Here is a 19,701-nt window from a genome sequence, read left to right as displayed (position 1 = left end):
CCCCGCCCCTCCCCCGTCGACCCCTGTCGATCATGAACTTGGCGGCGGTGCGGGAGATCGACTCCACCGTCAGCTTCATGATCGGCGGGAAGACCCGCCGGGGGCTCAGGTGAGCTGGGATTCGAGGGTGTCGAGGGCGGTGGGTACGGAGTCGGCGATGGTGAGGAGATCGAGGCCGGCGGGCTTGAGGAAGGTCTGGGTGGCGAGGGCCGCGAGCCAGTCGAGCATCGGGCGGTAGAAGCCGTCGGTGTCCACCAGCACCATCGGCTTGGCGTGCAGGGCCAGCGTCGCGGTGGTCCAGACCTCGAAGAGCTCGTCCAGGGTGCCCAGTCCGCCCGGCAGGGTCAGGAAGGCGTCCGACTTCTCGATCATCAGCGTCTTGCGGCTGGCCATGGTGTCGGTGATCAGCAGCTCGTCCGAGGCCAGGTCGGCGACCTCCAGGTCGACCAGCGCCTGCGGGATCACCCCGACGGTGCGTCCGCCGGCGGCGCGCGCGCCGTCGGCCAGCGCCCCCATCATGCCGACGCAGCCGCCGCCGCTGACCAGCGTGTGTCCGCGCCGGGCGAGCTCCGCGCCGGTCTCGGCCGCCAGGTCCAGCCAGCGCTGGTCGAGGGTACGGGAGGAGGCGCAGAAGACACAGATCGCCGCCACCGGTCAGCCCTTCGTGTCCCGCTCGCCGGCGGCGGACGCCCGGCGGGCGACCCGCTGCTCGGCGGCGGTCAGGGCGACGGACTCCTCGCGGACCGCCTCCTGCTCGGCCGAGAGCATCGCCTCCGCCTCCACGATGTGCCGGACCGCGGCGGCCACGTCGTCGGTCAGGCAGATCAGCTCCAGGTCGACCGCGCCGATCTTGCCCTCGGCGGCCATGGTGTCGCGCAACCAGTCGAGCAGTCCCCGCCAGTACGCGGTGCCCATCAGCACCACCGGGAAGCGGGTGACCTTGCCGGTCTGCACCAGGGTGAGCGCCTCGAAGAGCTCGTCCATGGTGCCGAAGCCGCCGGGCAGCACGACGAACGCCTGGGCGTACTTGACGAACATGGTCTTGCGGGCGAAGAAGTAGCGGAAGTCGATGGCGAGGTCGACCCAGTCGTTGATCCCCTGCTCGAAGGGGAGTTCGATGCCCAGCCCGACCGAGAGGCCCCCCGCGTCGCTGGCACCCCGGTTGGCCGCCTCCATCACACCGGGCCCGCCGCCGGTGATGACGGCGTAGCCGGCCCGGGCCAGGGCGGCGCCCAACTCCTCGGCCATCCGGCACTCCGGGCTCTCCGGTCGGCTGCGGGCGGAGCCGAAGACGCTCACCGCGGGCGGCAGGTCGGCCAGGGTGTCGAAGCCCTCGACGAACTCGGAGAGGATCCGCAGCGCCCGCCAGGCGTCCCGGGTCTTCCAGTCGCCACGACCGCGCGAGTCGAGCAGTCGCTGATCGGCCGTGCTGGTCGGGATCGCACCCCGGCGCAGCGTCACGGCGCCCCGGTGCCGCTCCGGATCGCGGCCCGGCTGCCGTCCGTTGCTCTGGCTCATGGGAGCCACCGTAGTGGAGCGGTGACCCGGGGGTGAGCTGGCCGGGAAGCCGGCAGAATTTTTGAGATCTTGGGCAACTAATTCTGTCGCCCGCACGTCTTACTATTCACATACCGGGTATGCCCCGGGGCGCACCTTCGGGGGAGGAGCAAGCATGATCAGCAGCAACGAACGAATCCGGATCCGCCGACAGATGCAGCGACGCATCTGCGACGTGGTGGCCGAGCGCCGCCGCGCCCGGGAGCTGGAGTCCTCCGACGAGCCCACCCCGGCCCCGGCCGGCCCCACCGACAACCCGCTGCTGACCACCGTCTGACGCCGGCCGGCCGGGGAGCGATCGAGAGGTCCGCGTCCCCGGGACACTCCCCGGCGACGCGAACCTTCCGATCACCCGACCCGGGGGTCAGGCGGAGGCCAGCCAGCGGTGCAGGGTGGCGGCCCCGTCGCGGATCTTGGTGAGCTCGACGTGCTCGTCCTTGTGGTGGGCCAGGTTGGGGTCACCGGGTCCGAAGTTCAGCGCCGGGATGCCCATCGCCGCGAACCGGGCCACGTCCGTCCAGCCCAGCTTGCCGATCGGCGCCGCGCCCACCGCCGCGAGGAACTCCTGCGCCGCCGGTGACTCCAGACCGGGGGGCGCGCCCGCGGCGGCGTCGGTCACCGCGAGGTCGAACCCGGCGAAGACCTCGCGCAGGTGCGCCTCGGCCGCCACCGGGTCGCGATCCGGGGCGTACCGGTAGTTGATCTCGATCTCACAGTGGTCCGGCACCACGTTGCCGGCCACCCCGCCGTTGATCCGGACGGCGTTCAACCCCTCCCGGTAGTCGCAACCGTCGATGGTGACCCGCCGCGCCTCGTACGCCCCCAGCCGGCGCAGCACCTCGCCGGCGCCGTGGATGGCGTTGACCCCGTGCCAGGACCGGGCGGCGTGGGCGCGCTCGCCGTGGGTCGTGACGACCGCCCGCATGGTGCCCTGGCAACCGGCCTCGACGATCCCGTACGTCGGTTCGAGCAGCACCGCGAAGTCCGCCTCCAGCCACTCCGGGTGCTCCTGGGAGACCAGGAAGAGCCCGTTGTACCGCGACTCGATCTCCTCCGCCTCGTAGAAGAAGTACGTCACGTCGTAGCGCGGGTCCGGCAGGCTGACCGCCAGGTGCAGCGCGAACGCGACCCCCGACTTCATGTCGGAGGTGCCGCAGCCGTACATCAGGTCGCCGCGCATGGTCGACGGGAAGTTGTTGTTCAACGGGACCGTGTCCAGGTGGCCGGCGAGCACCACCCGAGATGCCCGCCCCAGGTCGGTACGGGCCATCACGGTGTTGCCGTGCCGGAACGTGGTCAGGTGCGGCACGGTCCGCAGCACCTGCTCGACACAGTCGGCGATCGCCTTCTCGTTGAGGGAGACGGACTCTATGTCGACCAGGGCGCGGGTCAGCGCCACCGGATCGGCGAGGACCTCGGGGGTCAGCGGGTTCTCCATGCTGGGCACGGTACCGTCAAATTCGGTGAGCGCGAGGAGTGAGCTTGCGAGCCCCGCAGTCGCGAACGAAAGGTAGAACAGTGACGTCCGCAGTACCCGCCTGGGGCATCGGCCTGGCCACCATCACCGCTGACGAGCAGGTGCTCGACACCTGGTATCCGACCGGCAAGCTGGGACTCGGCGAGCTGCCGCTGGTCCCCGGGGAGGACGAGGCCGACGTGCTCGACCTGCCACCTGGCGCGGTCGGCGAGCGGGCGCTGCCCGGTCTGCGTACCGTCCAGGTGGTCACCGTGATCGGCTCGCTGGACGACCCGATCAAGGACGCCTCCGACGCGTACCTCCGGCTGCACCTGCTCTCCCACCGCCTGGTGCGGCCCAACGAGCTCAACCTCGACGGCATCTTCGGCAAGCTGGCCAACGTGGCCTGGACGTCGGCCGGGCCGTGCCCGCCGGAGCGGGTCGACGAGCTGCGGGTCATCGAACGGGCCGCCGGCCGCCACCTCGCCGTGTACGGGGTGGACAAGTTCCCCCGGATGACCGACTACGTGGTCCCGGCCGGGGTGCGGATCGCCGACGCCGACCGGGTCCGGCTCGGCGCGCACCTGGCCTCCGGCACCACGGTGATGCACGAGGGCTTCTGCAACTTCAACGCGGGCACGCTGGGCACCTCGATGGTCGAGGGCCGGATCGTGCAGGGCGTGGTGGTCGGCGACGGCTCCGACATCGGCGCGGGCGCCTCGATCATGGGCACCCTCTCCGGCGGCGGCACCGAGAAGGTGCGCATCGGCGAGCGGAGCCTGGTCGGCGCGAACGCCGGCATCGGCATCTCGCTCGGCGACGACTGCGTGGTGGAGGCGGGCTGCTACGTCACCGCCGGCTCGAAGGTCACCCTGCCGGACGGCCGGGTGGTCAAGGCCCGCGAACTCTCCGGCGTGGACGGGCTGCTGTTCTGGCGCAACTCGGTCACCGGGGCGCTGGAGGCGAAGCCGCGCACCGGCAAGGGCATCGAGCTGAACGCCGCCCTGCACGCCAACGACTGACCGGGACCGTCCGGGTCCGCGCCGTCGAGGCCGCGGACCCGGACGTCCGGCTCAGCTCAGGCGGTACGCCTGGATGATCCGCGTGGTCACCGTGTTGCCGTCGGTGTCCCGGGCGGTGGCCCGCAGGGACGCGTACCCCTTGCCGTGCGGGTGCACCAGCACGGCCACCCAGCCCTTGCCCGGAACGCGGACCGGGCCCGCCTTGCGCCAGGTCTTCCCGCCGTCGTACGAGACGTCGACGGTGAGCTTCGCCACCCGGGCGGCCGGCGCGCCGGGCTGCCGCTCCACCGCGACCGGGACGAGGAAGCTGCGACCGGCCGGGGCGCTGTTGTCGGTCCGCAGCGGCGGGGCGAAACGCACCGCCATCAGCGGCAACCGGGCCGGGGTGTCACCCCGGACGTGGGCCGAGCGGAAGGTCCAGGTGGACTCCACCTCGGTGCTCAGGTCGGTGAAGCTGCGCTTCGCCGACGTGGCCAGCTTGTAGTCCGCCGCGCCCGGCGGCACGGTGAACTGGCCGTAGCCGGCGTACTCGCTCTCGCCGACCAGCTTCCCGTCGCGCCACAGGGCGGTCCGCTCGGCGTCGGTGAGCGACCCACCCGGGTGCCCGGCGGCGTCGCTGAACATCGGCAACCCGACCCGGATCGTGTCACCGGTCCGGGTGACGCTCTCCTCCGGCCAGCGCGGGGCCGGGAACGACGGCGAGTACGGGGCCTGGTTCCAGTCCTCCTGGACGGTCCGTCCGGCCCGGTACGCCGTCGGGGTGGAGAAGAGCGCGGCCTTCGCGTCCAGCCAGCCCTCCTCGTCCCGCGTCCCGAAGTCGATCTCGGATTCCCACTTCACACCCCTGGTGTTGTAGTGCTCCACCCGCTGGCCGGGCACCTCGATCGGCAGGATGACCGCCGAAGCGCCGGTGTTGTACTCCAGCTCCGGAATGACGATCCGCTCGGCGGTCATCCCCGGATAGCCACCCCGGAAGCGGTGCACCACCGTGGCCAGGTCGCCCTTGCGGTAGTGCCGGACGAAGCCGGTGGGCATCCGGCCCGGGATCGCCTCGCTCAGCGCGTACAGGTAGGGGCTGCTCGCCGCCTCCCGGTCGGCCCACTGGCTGCTGACCGTGGAGACGAACCGGTCGGCGGAGACCCGGCTGCCCAGCTGGGCGGTGGTCAGGCCGGCGAAGCTGTCGGCCCAGAGCCCGAAGCCGTAGATGCTGCCCTCGTCGGCGTAGAAGACCGCGCTGACGTCGATCAGCAGCGGCGCCGCGTCCCGCTTCGGGACCGTGGTCAGGACCGGCTTGCCCCGCCGGGCGTCCACGGTGAGCGTGAGGTCGCGGTCGACGGTCAGCTCGGGCTGGGCCAGTATGGTGAGCCCGCCGGCTTCGCCCTCGGGGGCGGGCTCGAAGATGAGCGCGCTCAGGCCGTAGCGCCCCTTGGGCAGCCGCACCTGGGCCACGCCGTCCGGGTCGTAGGCGTCCCGGACGTCGAAGCGGTCCAGCCCGACCAGGCTGGTGTGGTAGTCCCCCGTCGTCTTGCCGGACCGGTCGCGGTGGGTCAGCGTCAGGGTGTAGCTCTCCACCTCCCGGTGCACCGCCACCGGGGTCACCGCGACGGTGGCGCCGGAGCGGGCGACGACCCGGCCGGTCCAGTAGCCGTCGACGCCGCCGAGCCGGGTGTCGGCGGTGATGGTGGTCTCCGCCCGGCCGCCCGCCGGCACGGTCACCCGGGTTGCGCCGAGGCGGAACATGCCGGCCGGCGCCGGCCGGCCACCCGGACCGGTGATCTCAGTGGTCAGGTCGAGCGTGACGGCGGTCGGGCCGGCGTTGCGCCAGGCCACCGTGCGGGTGATCGGCGTGTCGTCGTCGTGCGGCCAGAGCGCGCGGCCGAAGGAGACGCTCACCGGGTCGCTGGTCACCTGCTGGGCGATCGCCCGCGTCAGGTCGACCCGGCCGGCCCCCTGCTGGTACGTGGTCTGCGCCGGGTGCGGCTTCGCGGCGGCCATCAGGGCCGACTTGAACTGGCCGGCCTTCCAGTCCGGGTGCTGCTGGGCGAGCAGCGCCGCCGAGCCGGCCACGTGCGGAGTGGCCATCGAGGTACCGGAGAGCCGGAGGTACTTCTCCCCCACCGGCTCGCCGATGAAGCCGTCGGCCGCCCGGGCGGCGACGATGTCCACGCCGGGCGCGGTGATGTCGGGCTTGATCGCGTCGTCACCGACCCGGGGCCCGCGGCTGGAGAAGTCGGCGAGCTGGTCGTCCCGGTCCACCGCGCCGACGGCGAGCGCCGCGTCGGCGCTGGCTGGCGAGCCGACCGAGCCGTCGGAGCCGTCGTTGCCGGCGGCGGTGACGAAGAGCGCGCCGGTCTGCGCGGTCAGCGTCCCGACCGCCGCCTCCAGCGGGTCGACCTCCGGGAAGTCCCAGCCGCTGAGGCTCATGTTGACCACGGCGGCCCGCTTCTCCACGGCGGCCCAGTGCATGCCGGCCAGGATCGCCGATTCGGTGCACCCCAGGTCCTCGCAGACCTTGCCGTCGAGCAGCGTGGCGTCCGGCGCCACGCCCTTGTACTTGCCGCCCGACGCGGCGCCGCTGCCGGCGATGGTCGAGGCGACGTGGGTGCCGTGCCCGACGGTGTCCCGGCCGTCGGGGGCCTCGGTGAAGTTGCGCGCCTCGGCCAGCTTGCCGGCCAGGTCGGGATGGGCCGCGTCGACGCCGGTGTCCAGCACCGCCACGGAGACCCCCTTGCCGGTGAAGCCGGCCGACCAGGCGGTGGGCGCCCCGATCTGGGGGACGCTGTGGTCCAGGGTGACCCGACGGCGGCCGTCGAGCCAGATCCGCTCGACGCCCCCCGCCGCGCCGAGCCGGCTGCCGGCGGAGCCGGCGGTGACCGCCGCCCAGACGGCGTTGGTGCTGGACTTGCCGGCGGTCAGGGCCGCGCCGCGGATCGCCGGCAGGTCCCGGGTCACCCGGGTGCCGGGCAGCGCGGCCCCACCGCGCCGGGCCTCGCCCGAGGCGTACGACACCAGCAGCGGCAGGTCGTCGCGGCGGGCGTCGTCGTAGCCGGCGGAGATCAGCTCGGTGACGTCGAAGAGCCGACGGTCCACCTTGCCGGAGCGGACCAGCGGCAGGGCGTCCTGTGGCACGACGGTGAGGTGGCCGCGCTCCCGGCGTACCACGAAGCGCACGTCACCACGGCCGGCGGCGGGCCGGACGGCGGCGTCGCCGGAGGCGGTGACGGTGACCCGGTCCCCGGTGAGCAGGGTGACAGTGGTCGACGCCCCGGTCGCCGTCGGCGGCGACCCGGCGGGCCGGGCCGATCGGGCGGGATCGGCCGGGGCCGATGGTACGGCGGCCGATGCGGTGCCCGGGGCGCCGAGCGCCAGGCCGAACACCAGACCGAGCGCGACGGTTCTTCTTCTGCTTCGGTGCAACGGATCCTCCTCGTAGGGCGTCGTTATAGACGGGAGTCACATTGACGGAACTAGGATTACATACCGGGTATGCAAAATGAAGTCCGGAATATGACGGTCCCGGCATCCGGCGCCGGCTCGGTCAGGGATGATCGGCCGGTGACGTCCATGAGGGAACGAATGCTCGCCGGCGAGCCGTACATCGCCAACGAGCCCGAGATCATCGCCGACCTGGACCGGGCCGCCCAGCTCACCGAACGCTTCAACACCAGCCCCGCCACCGACCCGCAGGGACGGTTGGCCGCGCTGCGCGAACTGCTCGGCTCGCTCGGCGAGGACACCTGGATCCGCCCACCGTTCCACTGCGACTACGGCTGGCAGACCCACATCGGCCCGCGCAGCTTCGTGAACTTCAACGCCGTCTTCCTCGACGTCGCCCGGATCACCATCGGCGCGGACGTCCAGATCGGACCCAACGTGCAACTGCTCACCCCCACCCACCCCGTCGAGCCGGGACCCCGTCGGGACAAGTGGGAGGCGGCGAAGCCGATCACCATCGGCGACAACGTCTGGCTCGGCGGCGGCGTCATCGTGCTCGCCGGCGTCACCATCGGGGCGAACACCGTGGTCGGCGCGGGCGCCGTGGTGACGAAGGACCTGCCACCCAACGTGGTCGCGGTGGGCAACCCGGCCAAGCCGGTACGCACCCTCGAATAGGGGGTTTGAGCTGGCAAAACAGTAATTCCGACAGTGGGCGATACCGTCATCGTCAGGCACCCTGGGTAGTGGAGGTTTCACCAGGGGGCAGGCATGGACGAACGGGTGCTCGAACTACGGGTGCACGGCGTTTCCAACACCCCACCCGATCAGCTCCTCGGCCTGCGCCCCGAACCGGGCGGCAACGGCCCGCAACCCCGGCTGGTCGCCGGGGACGCGGTCACCGGCTTCTACCGGTCCACCGCGGCCGACCCGGACGACGCGAGCACGGTCGAGGCGTACAGCTGGGGGCAGCTGACCTCCGGCGCGCGGACCGTGCGCGACGTCGAACGTGCCCTGTGGACCCTGCTGCTGCCGTTCACCCTGGCCAACGTCGCGCTCTACGCGCGGCCCGGCATCCCGCCCGACCCCGACCAGGAGCGCTGGGGCAGCCGGTCCGGCATCACCGCGTGGCTGATCCGGCTCTTCTGTCTCAGCCTGACCTGCACCCTGGTCGTCACCGCCACCGGCATCGGGGTCGACCTGGTCGCCTGGCAGTGCGTCGACCGGGACTGCCTGCGCCACCTGCCGGGCCCGTGGGAGTTCCTCGCCCACGCCTGGTGGCGGGAGGGCAGCCGGGCGCTCGCCGTCGGCCTGCTCCTCCCCCTCGCCATGCTCGCGGTGCTCGGCGTCGTGGCCTGGCGCACCTACCAGTACGAGGCCGAACTGCCCGCCGAACCCCACCCCGGGCCCGGCGACGGCGAGCCCGAACCGGAGCGGCGGGAACCCGCCACCAGCCCGCTCCAGGACCCCACCTTCTGGGGCGGCGAGGGCCAGCTGCGGCGGGCCGCCGTGCTCCACCTGTGCACCGGAGCGGTGATCGCCGCGGCGGTGCCGCTCGGGGCGGCACTCGCCATGGACCCACCGCGCGGCGTCCGCGCGGCCGTCGCCTGGCCGACCGTCACCGCCCTCGCCGCGGTCGTGGTGATCGCGGTGGTCGCGGTGGGCCACCCCTGGCTGAGCCGGCGCGGCGGAGCCACCCCGCTGGGCCGGTGGAGCGCGGCCGTCGGCCTGCTCACCGGGCTCGGAGTGGCCGGCACCTTCACCCTCCTGCTGCTGCCCGACGGTCCCGCCGGCCGACCACTGGCCGAGTACCGGCCCCCCGCCGGGTGTGTCCGCGACCCGGGGATCGCCGGCTGCCTCACCGACCGGTCGCTGCCCGGGTACGACCCGGGCGTCGCCTGGCTCGCCACCTACCAGGTGCTGCTGCTCATCACGATCGGCGCGGTCGCCCGCTCCGGGCGCCGAGGGCTGCTCGCCCCGTTGACCGGGGCCGTCCTGCTGCCCCTCGGGGCGGTCTGGGTCGACGCCGCGCCGCCCTTCGCGCCACCCGCCCCGACGGGGCTGCGGACCTGGATGCTGGCCGTGCTGGCGATCGGGATCGCGGCGACCGGGTTGCTGCTCCCCCGTACCCGGCCCCAGACCGAGGAGCAGCCGCTCGGCGCACACACCGACCTGGCCTGGGGTGGCCGCGGCGCGGCCCTGCTCGCCGGATTCGGCTGGATGATGGCCATCTCCTACTGCGCCGGCCTGCTCTACTGGGTCACCGACCGGCTCGACAACGGGGGCACACCCAGCCGGTACTCCACGATCGTGCCGCCCCTGGCCGTCTTCTGGGCCGGCCTGGCCTTCGCCGTCGCCGCGCTCGCCGTCGCCGTCACCGGGCTGCGCGCCGGGCTCCTCTTCCACCGGCTGCGCCGCCAGGAGTACGCCGCCCTCACCACCCCCGGCACCGTGCTCTCCGCCCACGACCTGCGGCGCTGCCGTGAGGTCAGCAAGTTCCAGGCGTTGCACCGGCTGGTCGGCGAGCACGCCGTCCGGCTGATCGGCTGCTTCGCCACCGTGTCGGCGGTGCTGGTGACCCTCTGCTGCGCCGCCGCCCTCTCCCGCAACCGGCCCAGCCCGAAGAGCACGGGCGACTGGCGGGACGTGGTACACACCGTCGCCGACATCGGCGGCACCATGCTGGGCTGGTTGCCCGCGGTCGTCGCCGCCCTCGGTCTGCTGGTCTACCGCAACGACACCGTCCGGCGCTCGGCCGGCGTGATCTGGGACATCGGCACCTTCTGGCCCCGCGCCGCCCACCCGCTCGCCCCACCGAGCTACGCCGAGAGGGCGGTGCCCGAGCTGCAGACCCGCGTCGCCGGCCTGCTGTCGCTGGCCGACGAGGACCCCCGCCGGGTGGACGGGGTGATCCTCTCCGGGCACAGCCAGGGAACGGTCATCTGCGCCGCGACGCTGCTCCAACTGCCGTCCCGCTGGCGGCGCCGGATCTGGTTCTTCTCGTACGGCTGCCAGCTGACCCGGCTCTACGGGCGGGTCTTCCCGGCGTACTTCGGGCCGGAGCGGCTCCGGGCGCTGGCCACCACCCTGACCTGGCCCTCCGGCCCCGTCGCCTGGACCAACTTCTGGCGGGACACCGACCCGCTCGGCTGGCCGGTCAGCGCCGGCGAACGGGACGTCCCGGTCGCCGACCCGGAGGCGCTGCACCCCAGCGGGGGCGAGGTCGTCGACCCGCCGATCCGCAACCACAGCGGCTACCCGGAGTCGCCGGAGTTCGTCCGCGAGCGGGCGCTGGTGGCCCGGTTGCTGCGCCGGACCGCCCCGTCACCCCGGCAGCGGGTCGGATAGGCGGACCACCAGGTCGGCGCGACCCGCGGAACCGGCCACCACGGCGGCGTTGGCCTCGTCGCTGCCGTGCGCCCAGGCCACCGCCGCCTCCGGCGACCGTCCGTACGCCTCGTGCCGGGCCACCAGCCGGTGCAGCCGCCGCTGGACGTCCAGGTCGAGGAACCAGGCCTCGTTCAGCAGCGACCGCACCTCGTCCCAGGGCGGGTCGGTGAGCAGCAGGTAGTTGCCCTCGGTGACCACCAGCCGCACCGAGGGCGGCACCTCGATCGCGCCGGCGATCGGCTCCTCCAGGTCACGGCGGAACAGCGGTGCGTACACCGCGGTCGGCTCCAGCCGGCGCAGTCGGCGCAGCAGCGAGACGTACCCGTTGGCGTCGAAGGTGTCCACCGCGCCCTTGCGGTCGGCGCGGCCCAGCCGGACCAGCTCCGCCTGGGCCAGGTGGAAGCCGTCCATCGGCACCAGCCGGGCGGCCGGGCCGACCGCGGCGACGAGCCGTTCGGCCAGCGTGGACTTGCCCGCACCGGGCGGCCCGGTGATGCCGAGCAGCTGCCGGGGACCGGCGTCGGCCAGGGCCCTCGCCCGGGCCACCAGCTCGTCGAGCGAGACGCTACGCACCTCGGCCATCAGCCCAGGACCGGCTCGCTGATGGCGAACCGGGCCCGCACCACGGCGTGCACGGTCTGCGGCGGCGGATCCAGCTCCAGCTCGGCCGGCTCACCCTTGGCCCGCCACGCGGCGCCGCCGGCGGACGCGAAGCCGTACTCCTCGTTCGGGTCGGCCAGCTCCAGCAGGGCGGTGACCCGGGCGCCGAGCGCCTCGGCGTACTCCCGGGCCCGGTGCAGCGCGTCGGCGATCGCGGCGTGCCGGGCCTCCCGGTGGGCCGGGCTGTCGGGGCGCAGCGACCACTGCGGGCCGGCGACCTCCACCTGCTCCTGGTCGGCCAGGCGCAGCATCAGCTCGGCGAGGGTGCTGAAGTCGGTGACCGTCACGGTGGTGGTCACGCTGCCCCGGTAGCCGACCACCCGCTCATTGGACCGGCTGGTCTCGGGACGTACCCACAGCTCGCCGGTCTCCCGGCGATCGACCGGCGGCTGGTGCTCGGCGAGCAGCACCCGCACCGCGGCGGACCGCTCGGCGAGCCGGGTCAGGGTGGCCTCGCGGTCGCGCTCGCGGGCCCGCACGGTCACGTGGAACCGGGCCAGCTCGGGCGGCACCTCCCGGTACGCCGCACCGCGCACCGCCACGACCGGTCCGTCCGTCACGCCCTCACCCTAGCGGCGGGGCCGCCGGGCCGCCCGCGCCCTCGGGCAACCGGCGGGCCGAGTACGTCACCCCGTCGGCGTCGGCGCGGCACCCGTCCAGGTGCCCGCCGGACGCGCCCAACTCCAGCAGGAAGGCCAGCTCCTCGTCCCCGCCGCCCGGCGGGAAGCGACGGCGCAGCGACACCGTCGGGCGACCGGCCAGCGCGGCCCGGGCGGCCCGACCCTCGGCGTGCCGGGCGGTGAGCGCGTCCCGGTCACCGGCGCGCAGGGCGGCGGCCAGCTCGTCCAGGACGGCGGTGACCGACCCCAGCGCGGCCAGCGTCTCCGCCCGGTTGGCCAGCAGCATGTTCGCCGTGCGCTCCGGCGGGCCGCCGGCGACCCGGGTGCCGTCGCGGAAGCTGCCGGCGGCCAGGCCGAGCACCGCGTCGCGCAGCGGCGACCGGTCGGCCGCCCCGGCCAGCGCGCCGGCGAGCAGATGCGGGACGTGCGAGGCGAGCGCCACCACGGTGTCGTGCCGGTCGGCGGGCATCGGCACCACCCGGGCGGCGAAGACGTCGACGACCAGGGCGGTCAGCCACCGGAAGGCGGCCAGCGCCGGCCCGGGGGCGGGGCAGAGCACCCAGGCCGCCCCGGTGAGGAGGTCCGGCGCCGCCGCGGTGAGGCCCGCCCGGTCGGTGCCCGCCATCGGATGGCCGGGCACGAACCGGTCGGTCAGCCCACGCGCGGCGGCGAAGGCGGCCACCTCGCCCTTGGTGCTGCCGACGTCGGTCAGCACGCACCCGGCACCGGTCGCCGCCGCCACCGCGACCAGCGTCTCCGGCAGGGTGGGCAGCGGCCCGCAGAGGAAGACCACGTCCCGGTCGGCCACCGCGTCGACCAGCCGGTCCGGGGCGGGTACGCCCGCTCGGCGCGCCTGCTCCCGGGTGGCCGCGTCGGGATCCCAGCCGGCCACGTCGAGGCCGGCGGCGCGCAACCGCAGCAGCACCGAGCCGCCGATCAGGCCGGTGCCCACCACCGCGGCCCGCACCGGCGCACCGACCCTGTCCACCATCGGCGCACCTCGCTGTTCCGGCTAGGGGGTGCGGGGCCCTCGGGCCTCCACCAGGTCCGGGCCGAGGATATCGGCCCGGCCGGTACGCCGGTCAGTCCTCGGCGGCCAGGGCGTCCTCTCACCGGCGAGGTGACGACCCGGCAGATCGTAGAGGTGGACCGGGCGGACCGGAAGGGGGTTGTCCGGCGAAGATCCACGTCGTACGGTCCCCTCCGCCGCCCGTCAATCCGAGGCGGCCTCACAGCGGGGGAAGGAACCAAGATGTCCGCGACGTACCGGGCGCTCGCCTCGGTGGTCATGTTGATCGGCTTCTACGTCGTCGCACTGTTGCAGCTCGCCGCCGTCGTAGCGCTCGGGGCCTGGCTGTACAGCCACACCAGCGGCGCCCTCACCGGCAAGCTGCTGCTGCCCCTGGTCATCGCGCTGGGAGCGGTGGCCGTCGGACTCTGGCGCGCGATCCGTACCCGGAACGAGCCGGCGCCCGGCCTGATCCTCTCCGAACGCGACGCGCCGGGGCTGTGGAGCACCGTCCGGGAGCTGGCCGCCGCGGTGGGCACCCGCGCCCCGGACGAGATCCGGCTGGTGCCCGAGGTGAACGCGGCGGTCGGCGAGCAGAGTCGACTGCTCGGCCTGATCGGCGGCCGGCGCACCCTCTACGTCGGACTGCCGCTGCTCCAGGCGATGCGGCTGGACCAGCTCCGCTCGGTGCTCGCCCACGAGCTCGGCCACTACTCCGGCAAGCACACCCGGCTCGGCGGGGTGGCGTACCGGGGCCGGCTGGCAATCGAGGAGACCGTCCAGCGGATCGGCCGGGGCAACCCGATCGGCTGGGTCTTCCGGGGCTACTCGAAGCTCTACCTGATGGTGGACAACGCCGCGTCGCGCCGGCAGGAGCTGGAGGCCGACCGGTCCTCCGTGCTGCTGGCCGGGCACGAGGCCGCCACCTCGGCGCTGCGCACGCTGCCCGCGCTCGACGCCGCCTGGGGCTTCTACATGCGACGGTACGTGGAGCCGGGCTGGTCGGCCGGGCTGGCGCCGGACGACCTCTTCGGCGGCTTCGGCCAGCTGCTGCACGCCCGCCGGGACGAGATCGCCGAGCTGCGGGAACACGCCCCGGACGGGGAGCCGTCGCCGTGGGACACCCACCCGCCGATCGGCATCCGGGTCGCCGCGATGACGGCCCTGCCGGCGGGAGCGGTCGCACCGGACGACCGGCCGGCCGCGCTGCTGCTCGCCGACATCGCCACCGCGGGTCGGCAGCTTCAGGGTGCCGTGGTCGAGCACGGCAGCCGGCAGGTGCTGCCGTGGGCCCAGTTCATCGCCGCGGCGCTGGCCGCCTCGGTGCAGCAGCAGGCGGACGGCATCTACCGGGCGGCGGGCCGGTTCACCGGCGTGACCGGGCCCGGCCTGACGACGGTGCTGGACCTGGTGCGCTCGGGTCGGCTGGGCGAGTTCGCCGAGCAGTTCTTCGGCGACGCCACCCGCAAGGAGGCCGCGGTCCGGTTCGCCGGCCCGATGGAGACGCTGCTGGACAACGCGGCGATCCGCTCCGGCCGCGCGCACTGGCAGCTCTCCTGGTCCGGCCCGGCCCAGCTGGTCGGCGCGGACGGGGAGCCGTGGGACCTGGCCGAGGTCGCCAAGCTGGCCGTCGCGCCGCAGACCCTGGACGAGGCGCTGGCCCGTCTCGCCGCGCTGGGCATCGACCCGGGTGGTGCGACGGTGGTGGAGGACCGGGTCTCCGGGCGGGACGCCGACCTGATCGGCGCGCTGGCCAACATCAAGATCGAGGGCAAGGAGCACGACGTGCTCATCCTCGACCGGGGGCTGATCCTGATCGTCAACCCGGGCAAGGCGAGCCAGGGCGAGAAGCGGCTGCGCGCGCTGGTCGGCTCGGTGCCGATCGCGGAGCTGGCGACCCGGCACGCCTTCCTGCCGTACGAGGAGATCGTCTCGGTGGACGTCAAGCGGGAGGTGCCGCTGAAGGCGGAGCTGAGCCTGCACGACGGGCGGGTGGTCACCATGCAGGAGCTGATGGCCAGCGAGCTGCTGGAGAAGCAGAGCCGGGACACCCTGCTGCGGGTCTTCCGCCGGATCAACGGCTGACGCCGCCGGGCGGCCGGCCCCGTGGGTCGGCCGCCCGGACCGCGGTCAGGATCCGGCGAGGCGGGCCGCGACGGCGGCGACGTGCGCGTCGGACTCGGTCAGCGCCGCCCGGACGTGCCGAGCGCCACCGGGGCCGTAGAAGACCCCGGCGGCCACCAGGATGCCCCGGCGGGCCAACCAGTCGACGGTGTCCCAGCAGTCCTCGCCCCGGGTCATCCAGAGGTAGAGACCGGCCTCGGAGTGCTCCACTGTGAAGCCCGCCCCGGTGAACGCGGCGAGCAGCGTCTCCCGCCGGGCCCGGTAGCGTTCCCGCTGCTCGTCGGCGTGCGCCTGGTCGCCCAGCGCGGCCACCATCGCCGCCTGCACCGGCGCCGGCACGATCATCCCGGCGTGCTTGCGGACCTTGAGCAGCTCGGCCACCAGGGCCGGGTCGCCGGCCACGAAGCCGGCCCGGTAACCGGCCAGGTTGGAGCGCTTGGAGAGCGAGTGCACCGCCAGCACCGAGTCGTACGACCCGCCGCAGACCTCGGGCGAGAGCACCGAGACCGGCTCGGCCTCGGCCGACCAGCCCAACGGCAGGTAGCACTCGTCGCTGGCCACCACCGCGCCCCGCTCCCGGGCCCAGTCCACCACCTTGCGCAGGTGGACGGCGGGCAGCACGCGACCGGTCGGGTTGCCGGGCGAGTTGACCCAGACCAGGCGTACCCGGGAGGTCGGACCCACCGCGGTCAGCGAGTCGGCGCGGACGGTGGTGGCGCCGGCGAGCCGGGCCCCGTCCTCGTACGTCGGGTAGGCCACCGAGGGCACCACGACCACGTCGCCGGGGCCGACGCCGAGCAGGGTGGGCAACCAGGCGACCAGTTCCTTGGAGCCGATCGTGGGCAGCACCCCCAGCCCGTCGACGCCCGCGCCGCAGGCCCGGGCGACCCAGGCCGCGATGGCGTCACGCAGCGCCGGGGTGCCCGCGGTCAGCGGGTAGCCGGGTGCGTCGGCCGCGTCCGCCAGCGCCTGCCGGATCACCGGGGGCACCGGGTCGACCGGAGTGCCCATCGAGAGGTTGATCAGACCGTCCGGATGCGCCGCGGCCAGGGCGGCCGCGGCGTCCAGCGTGTCCCAGGTGAACTCGGGCAGGCGCGACGAGACCGGCGCGGGCCGGTTCAGTGGCCCTCTCCGCGCGGCGGCTGGGCCGCGACGAAGGTCGCGTCCTTCTCCACCTTGCCGATCTTCGACGCCCCGCCCGGCGAGCCCAGGTCCTCGAAGAACTCGTAGTTGGCCCCGGTGTAGTTCTTCCACTGCTCCGGGACGTCGTCCTCGTAGAAGATGGCTTCGACCGGGCAGACCGGCTCACAGGCACCGCAGTCGACGCACTCGTCGGGGTGGATGTAGAGCATCCGGTTGCCCTCGTAGATGCAGTCGACCGGGCACTCCTCGATGCATGCCTTGTCGAGCACATCCACGCACGGCTCGGCGATGATGTAGGTCACCGGTCTTCTCCTCCGCAAGACTCGTCGCGATCACCGCGACGCTAAGAGCCTAGTATCTCGCCGGGGAGGAGGTCGATCGTGCTCAGACAGCAGGACGTGGGACACCGGATCGTGGTCCGCCGCATTGTGGGGATTCGCGAGGGCCGGCCCCTCTTCACGGACGCCCTCGGCGAACTGGTCGAGCTGACCGAGACCCATCTCACTCTCGCCACCGCGCGCGGCCGGCTGCGGGTGCCGGTGGCGGAGGTGCACCGGGCCAAGCGGGTGCCGCCCACCCGGCGGCCCACCGCCGGGGCCGTGGTGGAGCTGGAGCGCGCCTCCGACGAGGCGTGGCCCGCCCCGGTCCGGGGCCGGCTCGGTGACTGGCTGCTGCGCGCCGCCGCGGGCTGGTCGGGCCGGGCCAACTCGGCCCTGCCCGTGGGCGACCCCGACCGTCCCCTGCCCGCCGCGCTCGACGCGGTGGAAAGCTGGTACGCCGACCACGGCCAGCAGGCGATGGTGAACACCCCGCTGCCGCTGGCCGCGCCGGTCGGCGCCGAACTGGACGCCCGGGGCTGGGGCGCCCGCCCGCCGGTGCTGGTGCAGACCGTGGCGCTGGCCGCGCTGCCGCCGGCGGCACCGGCCCCCGTCGACGCGCCGCCGGTCGGGCTGGCCGCCGCGCCGTCCGACGACTGGTTGGCGATCGCCGCCGGCCGCAAGGGCGGCCTGCCGGACGCCGCCCGGCACGTGCTCACCGCCGTGGACCGGGTCCGCTTCGCCCACGTGTACGCCGACGGCCGGCTCGTCGCGATCGGCCGGGGCACGGTCACCGGGCAGCGCCGCTGGTTGGGGCTCAGCCTGATCGAGGTGGTACCCGAGGCCCGGCGGCGCGGGCTGGCCGGCCGGGTGGTCCGCGCCCTGGTCGACTGGGGTGTGGCGGAGGGGGCGACGCACGCCTTCCTTCAGGTGGAACAGCGCAACACCCCCGCGGTGACGCTCTACCAGGGGCTCGGCTTCACCACCCACCACACCTACCTGACCCGCGTCGCCCCGGACTGAGGGGCGGCCCGGCGGGTCAGCGGCGGACGACGCGGGGCGGCTTGGTGGCCGTGCGCTCGGCGTACCGCTTGAGCTGCTGCGAACGGTGGTCCCACCCCAGGGCGGTGAGCACCAGGTAGCCCAGGGCCACCCCCGCGCCGGTGGCGAGCAGGTAGAGGCCGAACTGGGCGAAGAAGAGACCGCCGTTGTCCGGGATCGGGCTGTCACCCACCAGCAGCGGCCCCACCAGGATGGTGAGCAGCAGCGCCACCCCGATCGCCGCGCCGACGACGCCGCCCCACTCGGCGACCGGCTCGACCCGGCCCCGGACGAAGACCACCCCGGCGAGGATCGCCCCGATCACCAGGAACATGATGAGGGAGACCACGGACTGGGCGGTGTCGTTCCCGTCGAAGCCGAACTCGGTGGTCAACCGGGCCACCACGTTGACCGCGAACAGCGCTCCCGCGAGCACACCGATCGCGCGCCACCGCTCCCTCATCGCACGCCTCCCGCCGTACCGGCCGCCCCGTCGGCGGGCCTCCTGGCAGGAATATCTACCACCACCACCGGCGCCCCGTCATCACCCGTCGTGACGTCGCTGCGGCGGGCCCAGGATCTGCCGGAACGCCATCACCGCGAAGGTCATCGCCCCCGCGGTGATCATCCCCAGCCCGACCCAGTTGTCACCGGCGACGAGCAGGTCACCCTCGTCGGAGCGGACCGCCGCCACGGACATCAGCACGAACCAGGGCAGCGCCGGCAGCGCCACCGCCCACTTACGGCCGACCGTCGCGTACGCGAACCAGCTGAGCGCGATCGCGGCGGCGATGGTGACCGGCACCGACACCCCGACCAGCTGTCCCCCCACCCGGACGGTGGAGAAGAGCAGCCCGAGCAGGGCGGCGAGCACCCCGCCGAGCAGGGAGACCAGGCCACCGGCCACCCGCAGGGCCAGGTCGAACAGCCGCGTGAACCGGCCGGGGGGCGGGGGCGGGGGGCTCTCCTCCTCGACGACCGGCATCGGCGGGGCGGGCAGGGTCACCGGAGGCCGGCCGCCGCGACGGGGGACCGGTCCGCCCCGCCGGTGACGATCCCGGCGAAGAGGTCGTCCTCCCAGCCGTACGGGCCGCTGCCGGGCCCCTTCTCCCCCACCGCCAGGGTGAAGTACTCCACGCCCATGAACTCGGCGCCGAAGTTGCCGGCGATCGAGTAGAGCCAGGAGTTGGCCGGGATCTGGGTGGCGTGGGCCCGCATCGCCGCCTCCTTGGCGGCGTGCTGCTCGGTGGCGTCGAGCCGGGCGGCGATCTGCGGATCCGGGGTGCCGAAGGGCAGGTCCTCGACGCTGTCGATGCCGGCGAAGGGGTTGTCCGCCGACTCCGCGAAGTGCGTCATGCCCGCCTCCAGCACGCTGCTCGGCATCGCCGTCCAGTAGACCTTCGCCGGGGCCACGCCCTCGGCGGCGGCCAGCTCCACCGCCCGCATCGCCACCCGGTGGGCCTGGATGTGGTCGGGGTGGCCGTAGAAGCCGTTCGGGTCGTACGTGACGAGCACCTGCGGGCGTACCTCCCGCATGATCTCCACCAGGTGCCCGGCGGCCTCGTCGAGATCGGCCTGCCAGAAGGCCCGGGGGTGCTGGTTGGTCGGCAGGCCCATCATCCCGGAGTCCCGGTAGCGGCCCGCGCCACCCAGGAACCGGTGGTCGGTGACGCCGAGCGCGGCGCAGGCGGCGGCCAGCTCACCCATCCGGTACCCGCCCAGCTGGTCGGCCTCGGCGGCGGAGAGCTGCGCCAGCTCCGGCACGTGGATCTCGCCCTCCTCACCGAGGGTGCAGGTGACCAGGGTGACGTGGGCTCCGGTGGCGGCGTAGTGGGCCATCGTCGACCCGGTGCCGATCGACTCGTCGTCGGGGTGCGCGTGGACCAGCAGGAGGCGGCGGTCGGGCAGCGTCGTCACGCCCGTCACT

General features: G+C 74.1%; 18 protein-coding genes. 6 read left to right on the top strand and 12 right to left on the bottom strand.

Annotation, left to right across the window (positions count from 1 at the left end; all coding sequences use genetic code 11):
* Positions 1-105: 105 nt before the first annotated feature.
* Positions 106-651, bottom strand: coding sequence for an LOG family protein (locus V6U79_RS13750; protein ID WP_334524532.1), 546 nt, complete (start codon positions 649-651; stop codon positions 106-108).
* Positions 652-654: 3 nt separating this feature from the next.
* Positions 655-1,518: an LOG family protein gene (locus V6U79_RS13745; protein WP_334614865.1), complete on the bottom strand. Its 864-nt coding sequence runs from the start codon at positions 1,516-1,518 to the stop codon at positions 655-657.
* Between the two features lie 154 nt (positions 1,519-1,672).
* Here V6U79_RS13745 and V6U79_RS13740 point away from each other — a divergent pair, with 154 nt between their 5' ends.
* On the top strand, positions 1,673-1,834 hold the full coding sequence (locus V6U79_RS13740) for a hypothetical protein (RefSeq protein WP_334524538.1): 162 nt from the start codon (positions 1,673-1,675) through the stop codon (positions 1,832-1,834).
* An 87-nt stretch (positions 1,835-1,921) separates the two neighbouring features.
* On the opposite strand, the gene dapE is transcribed toward V6U79_RS13740, so the two are convergent.
* On the bottom strand, positions 1,922-2,995 hold the full coding sequence (gene dapE / locus V6U79_RS13735) for a succinyl-diaminopimelate desuccinylase (protein WP_334524541.1): 1,074 nt from the start codon (positions 2,993-2,995) through the stop codon (positions 1,922-1,924).
* Between the two features lie 80 nt (positions 2,996-3,075).
* Here dapE and dapD point away from each other — a divergent pair, with 80 nt between their 5' ends.
* On the top strand, positions 3,076-4,035 hold the full coding sequence (dapD, locus tag V6U79_RS13730) for a 2,3,4,5-tetrahydropyridine-2,6-dicarboxylate N-succinyltransferase (RefSeq protein ID WP_334614864.1): 960 nt from the start codon (positions 3,076-3,078) through the stop codon (positions 4,033-4,035).
* 51 nt (positions 4,036-4,086) lie between these two features.
* Here dapD and V6U79_RS13725 read toward each other — a convergent pair whose 3' ends face one another.
* Positions 4,087-7,452 carry a S8 family serine peptidase gene (locus V6U79_RS13725; protein WP_334614863.1) on the bottom strand — a complete coding sequence of 1,122 codons (3,366 nt, stop codon included), beginning with the start codon at positions 7,450-7,452 and terminating at the stop codon, positions 4,087-4,089.
* Positions 7,453-7,590: 138 nt separating this feature from the next.
* Here V6U79_RS13725 and V6U79_RS13720 point away from each other — a divergent pair, with 138 nt between their 5' ends.
* Together V6U79_RS13720 and V6U79_RS13715 are read left to right on the top strand one after the other, a co-directional pair.
* A complete protein-coding gene (locus tag V6U79_RS13720) occupies positions 7,591-8,148 on the top strand; it encodes a sugar O-acetyltransferase (RefSeq protein WP_334524551.1) in 558 nt (185 codons plus the stop codon).
* Positions 8,149-8,241: 93 nt separating this feature from the next.
* Positions 8,242-10,818 (top strand): hypothetical protein, encoded by a 2,577-nt coding sequence (locus tag V6U79_RS13715; RefSeq protein ID WP_334524553.1) that lies wholly within the window; start codon positions 8,242-8,244, stop codon positions 10,816-10,818.
* Here V6U79_RS13715 and V6U79_RS13710 read toward each other — a convergent pair.
* Genes V6U79_RS13710 through V6U79_RS13700 form a run of 3 tightly spaced genes read right to left on the bottom strand, consistent with a single transcriptional unit; the run spans position 10,795 to position 13,131 of the window.
* On the bottom strand, positions 10,795-11,442 hold the full coding sequence (locus tag V6U79_RS13710; RefSeq protein ID WP_334614862.1) for a nucleoside/nucleotide kinase family protein: 648 nt from the start codon (positions 11,440-11,442) through the stop codon (positions 10,795-10,797). The genes V6U79_RS13715 and V6U79_RS13710 overlap by 24 nt on opposite strands.
* Positions 11,442-12,080, bottom strand: coding sequence for an SIMPL domain-containing protein (locus V6U79_RS13705; RefSeq protein WP_334524559.1), 639 nt, complete (start codon positions 12,078-12,080; stop codon positions 11,442-11,444). The genes V6U79_RS13710 and V6U79_RS13705 overlap by 1 nt, the downstream gene beginning before the upstream one ends.
* Positions 12,081-12,084: 4 nt before the next feature.
* The gene (locus tag V6U79_RS13700; protein WP_334524562.1) at positions 12,085-13,131 is read right to left on the bottom strand and encodes a prephenate dehydrogenase; all 1,047 of its coding nucleotides are present in this window, start codon (positions 13,129-13,131) and stop codon (positions 12,085-12,087) included.
* A 261-nt stretch (positions 13,132-13,392) separates the two neighbouring features.
* On the opposite strand from V6U79_RS13700, the gene V6U79_RS13695 reads away from it, so the two are divergent.
* Positions 13,393-15,234, top strand: a complete 1,842-nt coding sequence (locus V6U79_RS13695) for a M48 family metallopeptidase (protein WP_334524565.1) — start codon at positions 13,393-13,395, stop codon at positions 15,232-15,234.
* A gap of 45 nt (positions 15,235-15,279) precedes the next feature.
* On the opposite strand, the gene dapC is transcribed toward V6U79_RS13695, so the two are convergent.
* A complete protein-coding gene (dapC, locus tag V6U79_RS13690; protein WP_334614903.1) occupies positions 15,280-16,395 on the bottom strand; it encodes a succinyldiaminopimelate transaminase in 1,116 nt (371 codons plus the stop codon).
* Entirely contained in the window at positions 16,392-16,718 is a 327-nt protein-coding gene (gene fdxA, locus V6U79_RS13685) for a ferredoxin (RefSeq protein WP_250798677.1), read from the bottom strand. The genes dapC and fdxA overlap by 4 nt, the downstream gene beginning before the upstream one ends.
* 78 nt (positions 16,719-16,796) lie before the next feature.
* Here fdxA and V6U79_RS13680 point away from each other — a divergent pair, with 78 nt between their 5' ends.
* On the top strand, positions 16,797-17,756 hold the full coding sequence (locus tag V6U79_RS13680) for a GNAT family N-acetyltransferase (protein WP_334614861.1): 960 nt from the start codon (positions 16,797-16,799) through the stop codon (positions 17,754-17,756).
* Between the two features lie 16 nt (positions 17,757-17,772).
* Here the strand turns inward: V6U79_RS13680 and V6U79_RS13675 are convergent, their stop codons facing one another.
* The 3 genes from V6U79_RS13675 to mshB all read right to left on the bottom strand — a co-directional run bounded on the left by V6U79_RS13675 (position 17,773) and on the right by mshB (position 19,700).
* Positions 17,773-18,237, bottom strand: coding sequence for a hypothetical protein (locus V6U79_RS13675; protein WP_334614860.1), 465 nt, complete (start codon positions 18,235-18,237; stop codon positions 17,773-17,775).
* Positions 18,238-18,318: 81 nt separating this feature from the next.
* Positions 18,319-18,759: a hypothetical protein gene (locus V6U79_RS13670; RefSeq protein WP_334614859.1), complete on the bottom strand. Its 441-nt coding sequence runs from the start codon at positions 18,757-18,759 to the stop codon at positions 18,319-18,321.
* Positions 18,760-18,776: 17 nt separating this feature from the next.
* On the bottom strand, positions 18,777-19,700 hold the full coding sequence (gene mshB / locus V6U79_RS13665; RefSeq protein WP_334524575.1) for an N-acetyl-1-D-myo-inositol-2-amino-2-deoxy-alpha-D-glucopyranoside deacetylase: 924 nt from the start codon (positions 19,698-19,700) through the stop codon (positions 18,777-18,779).
* Position 19,701 lies beyond the last annotated feature (1 nt).

This window comes from Micromonospora psammae (assembly GCF_036902725.1).
In the GTDB taxonomy this organism is placed as follows: Bacteria; Actinomycetota; Actinomycetes; order Mycobacteriales; family Micromonosporaceae; genus Micromonospora.
This window is presented reverse-complemented; position numbering and strand designations above follow the sequence as displayed.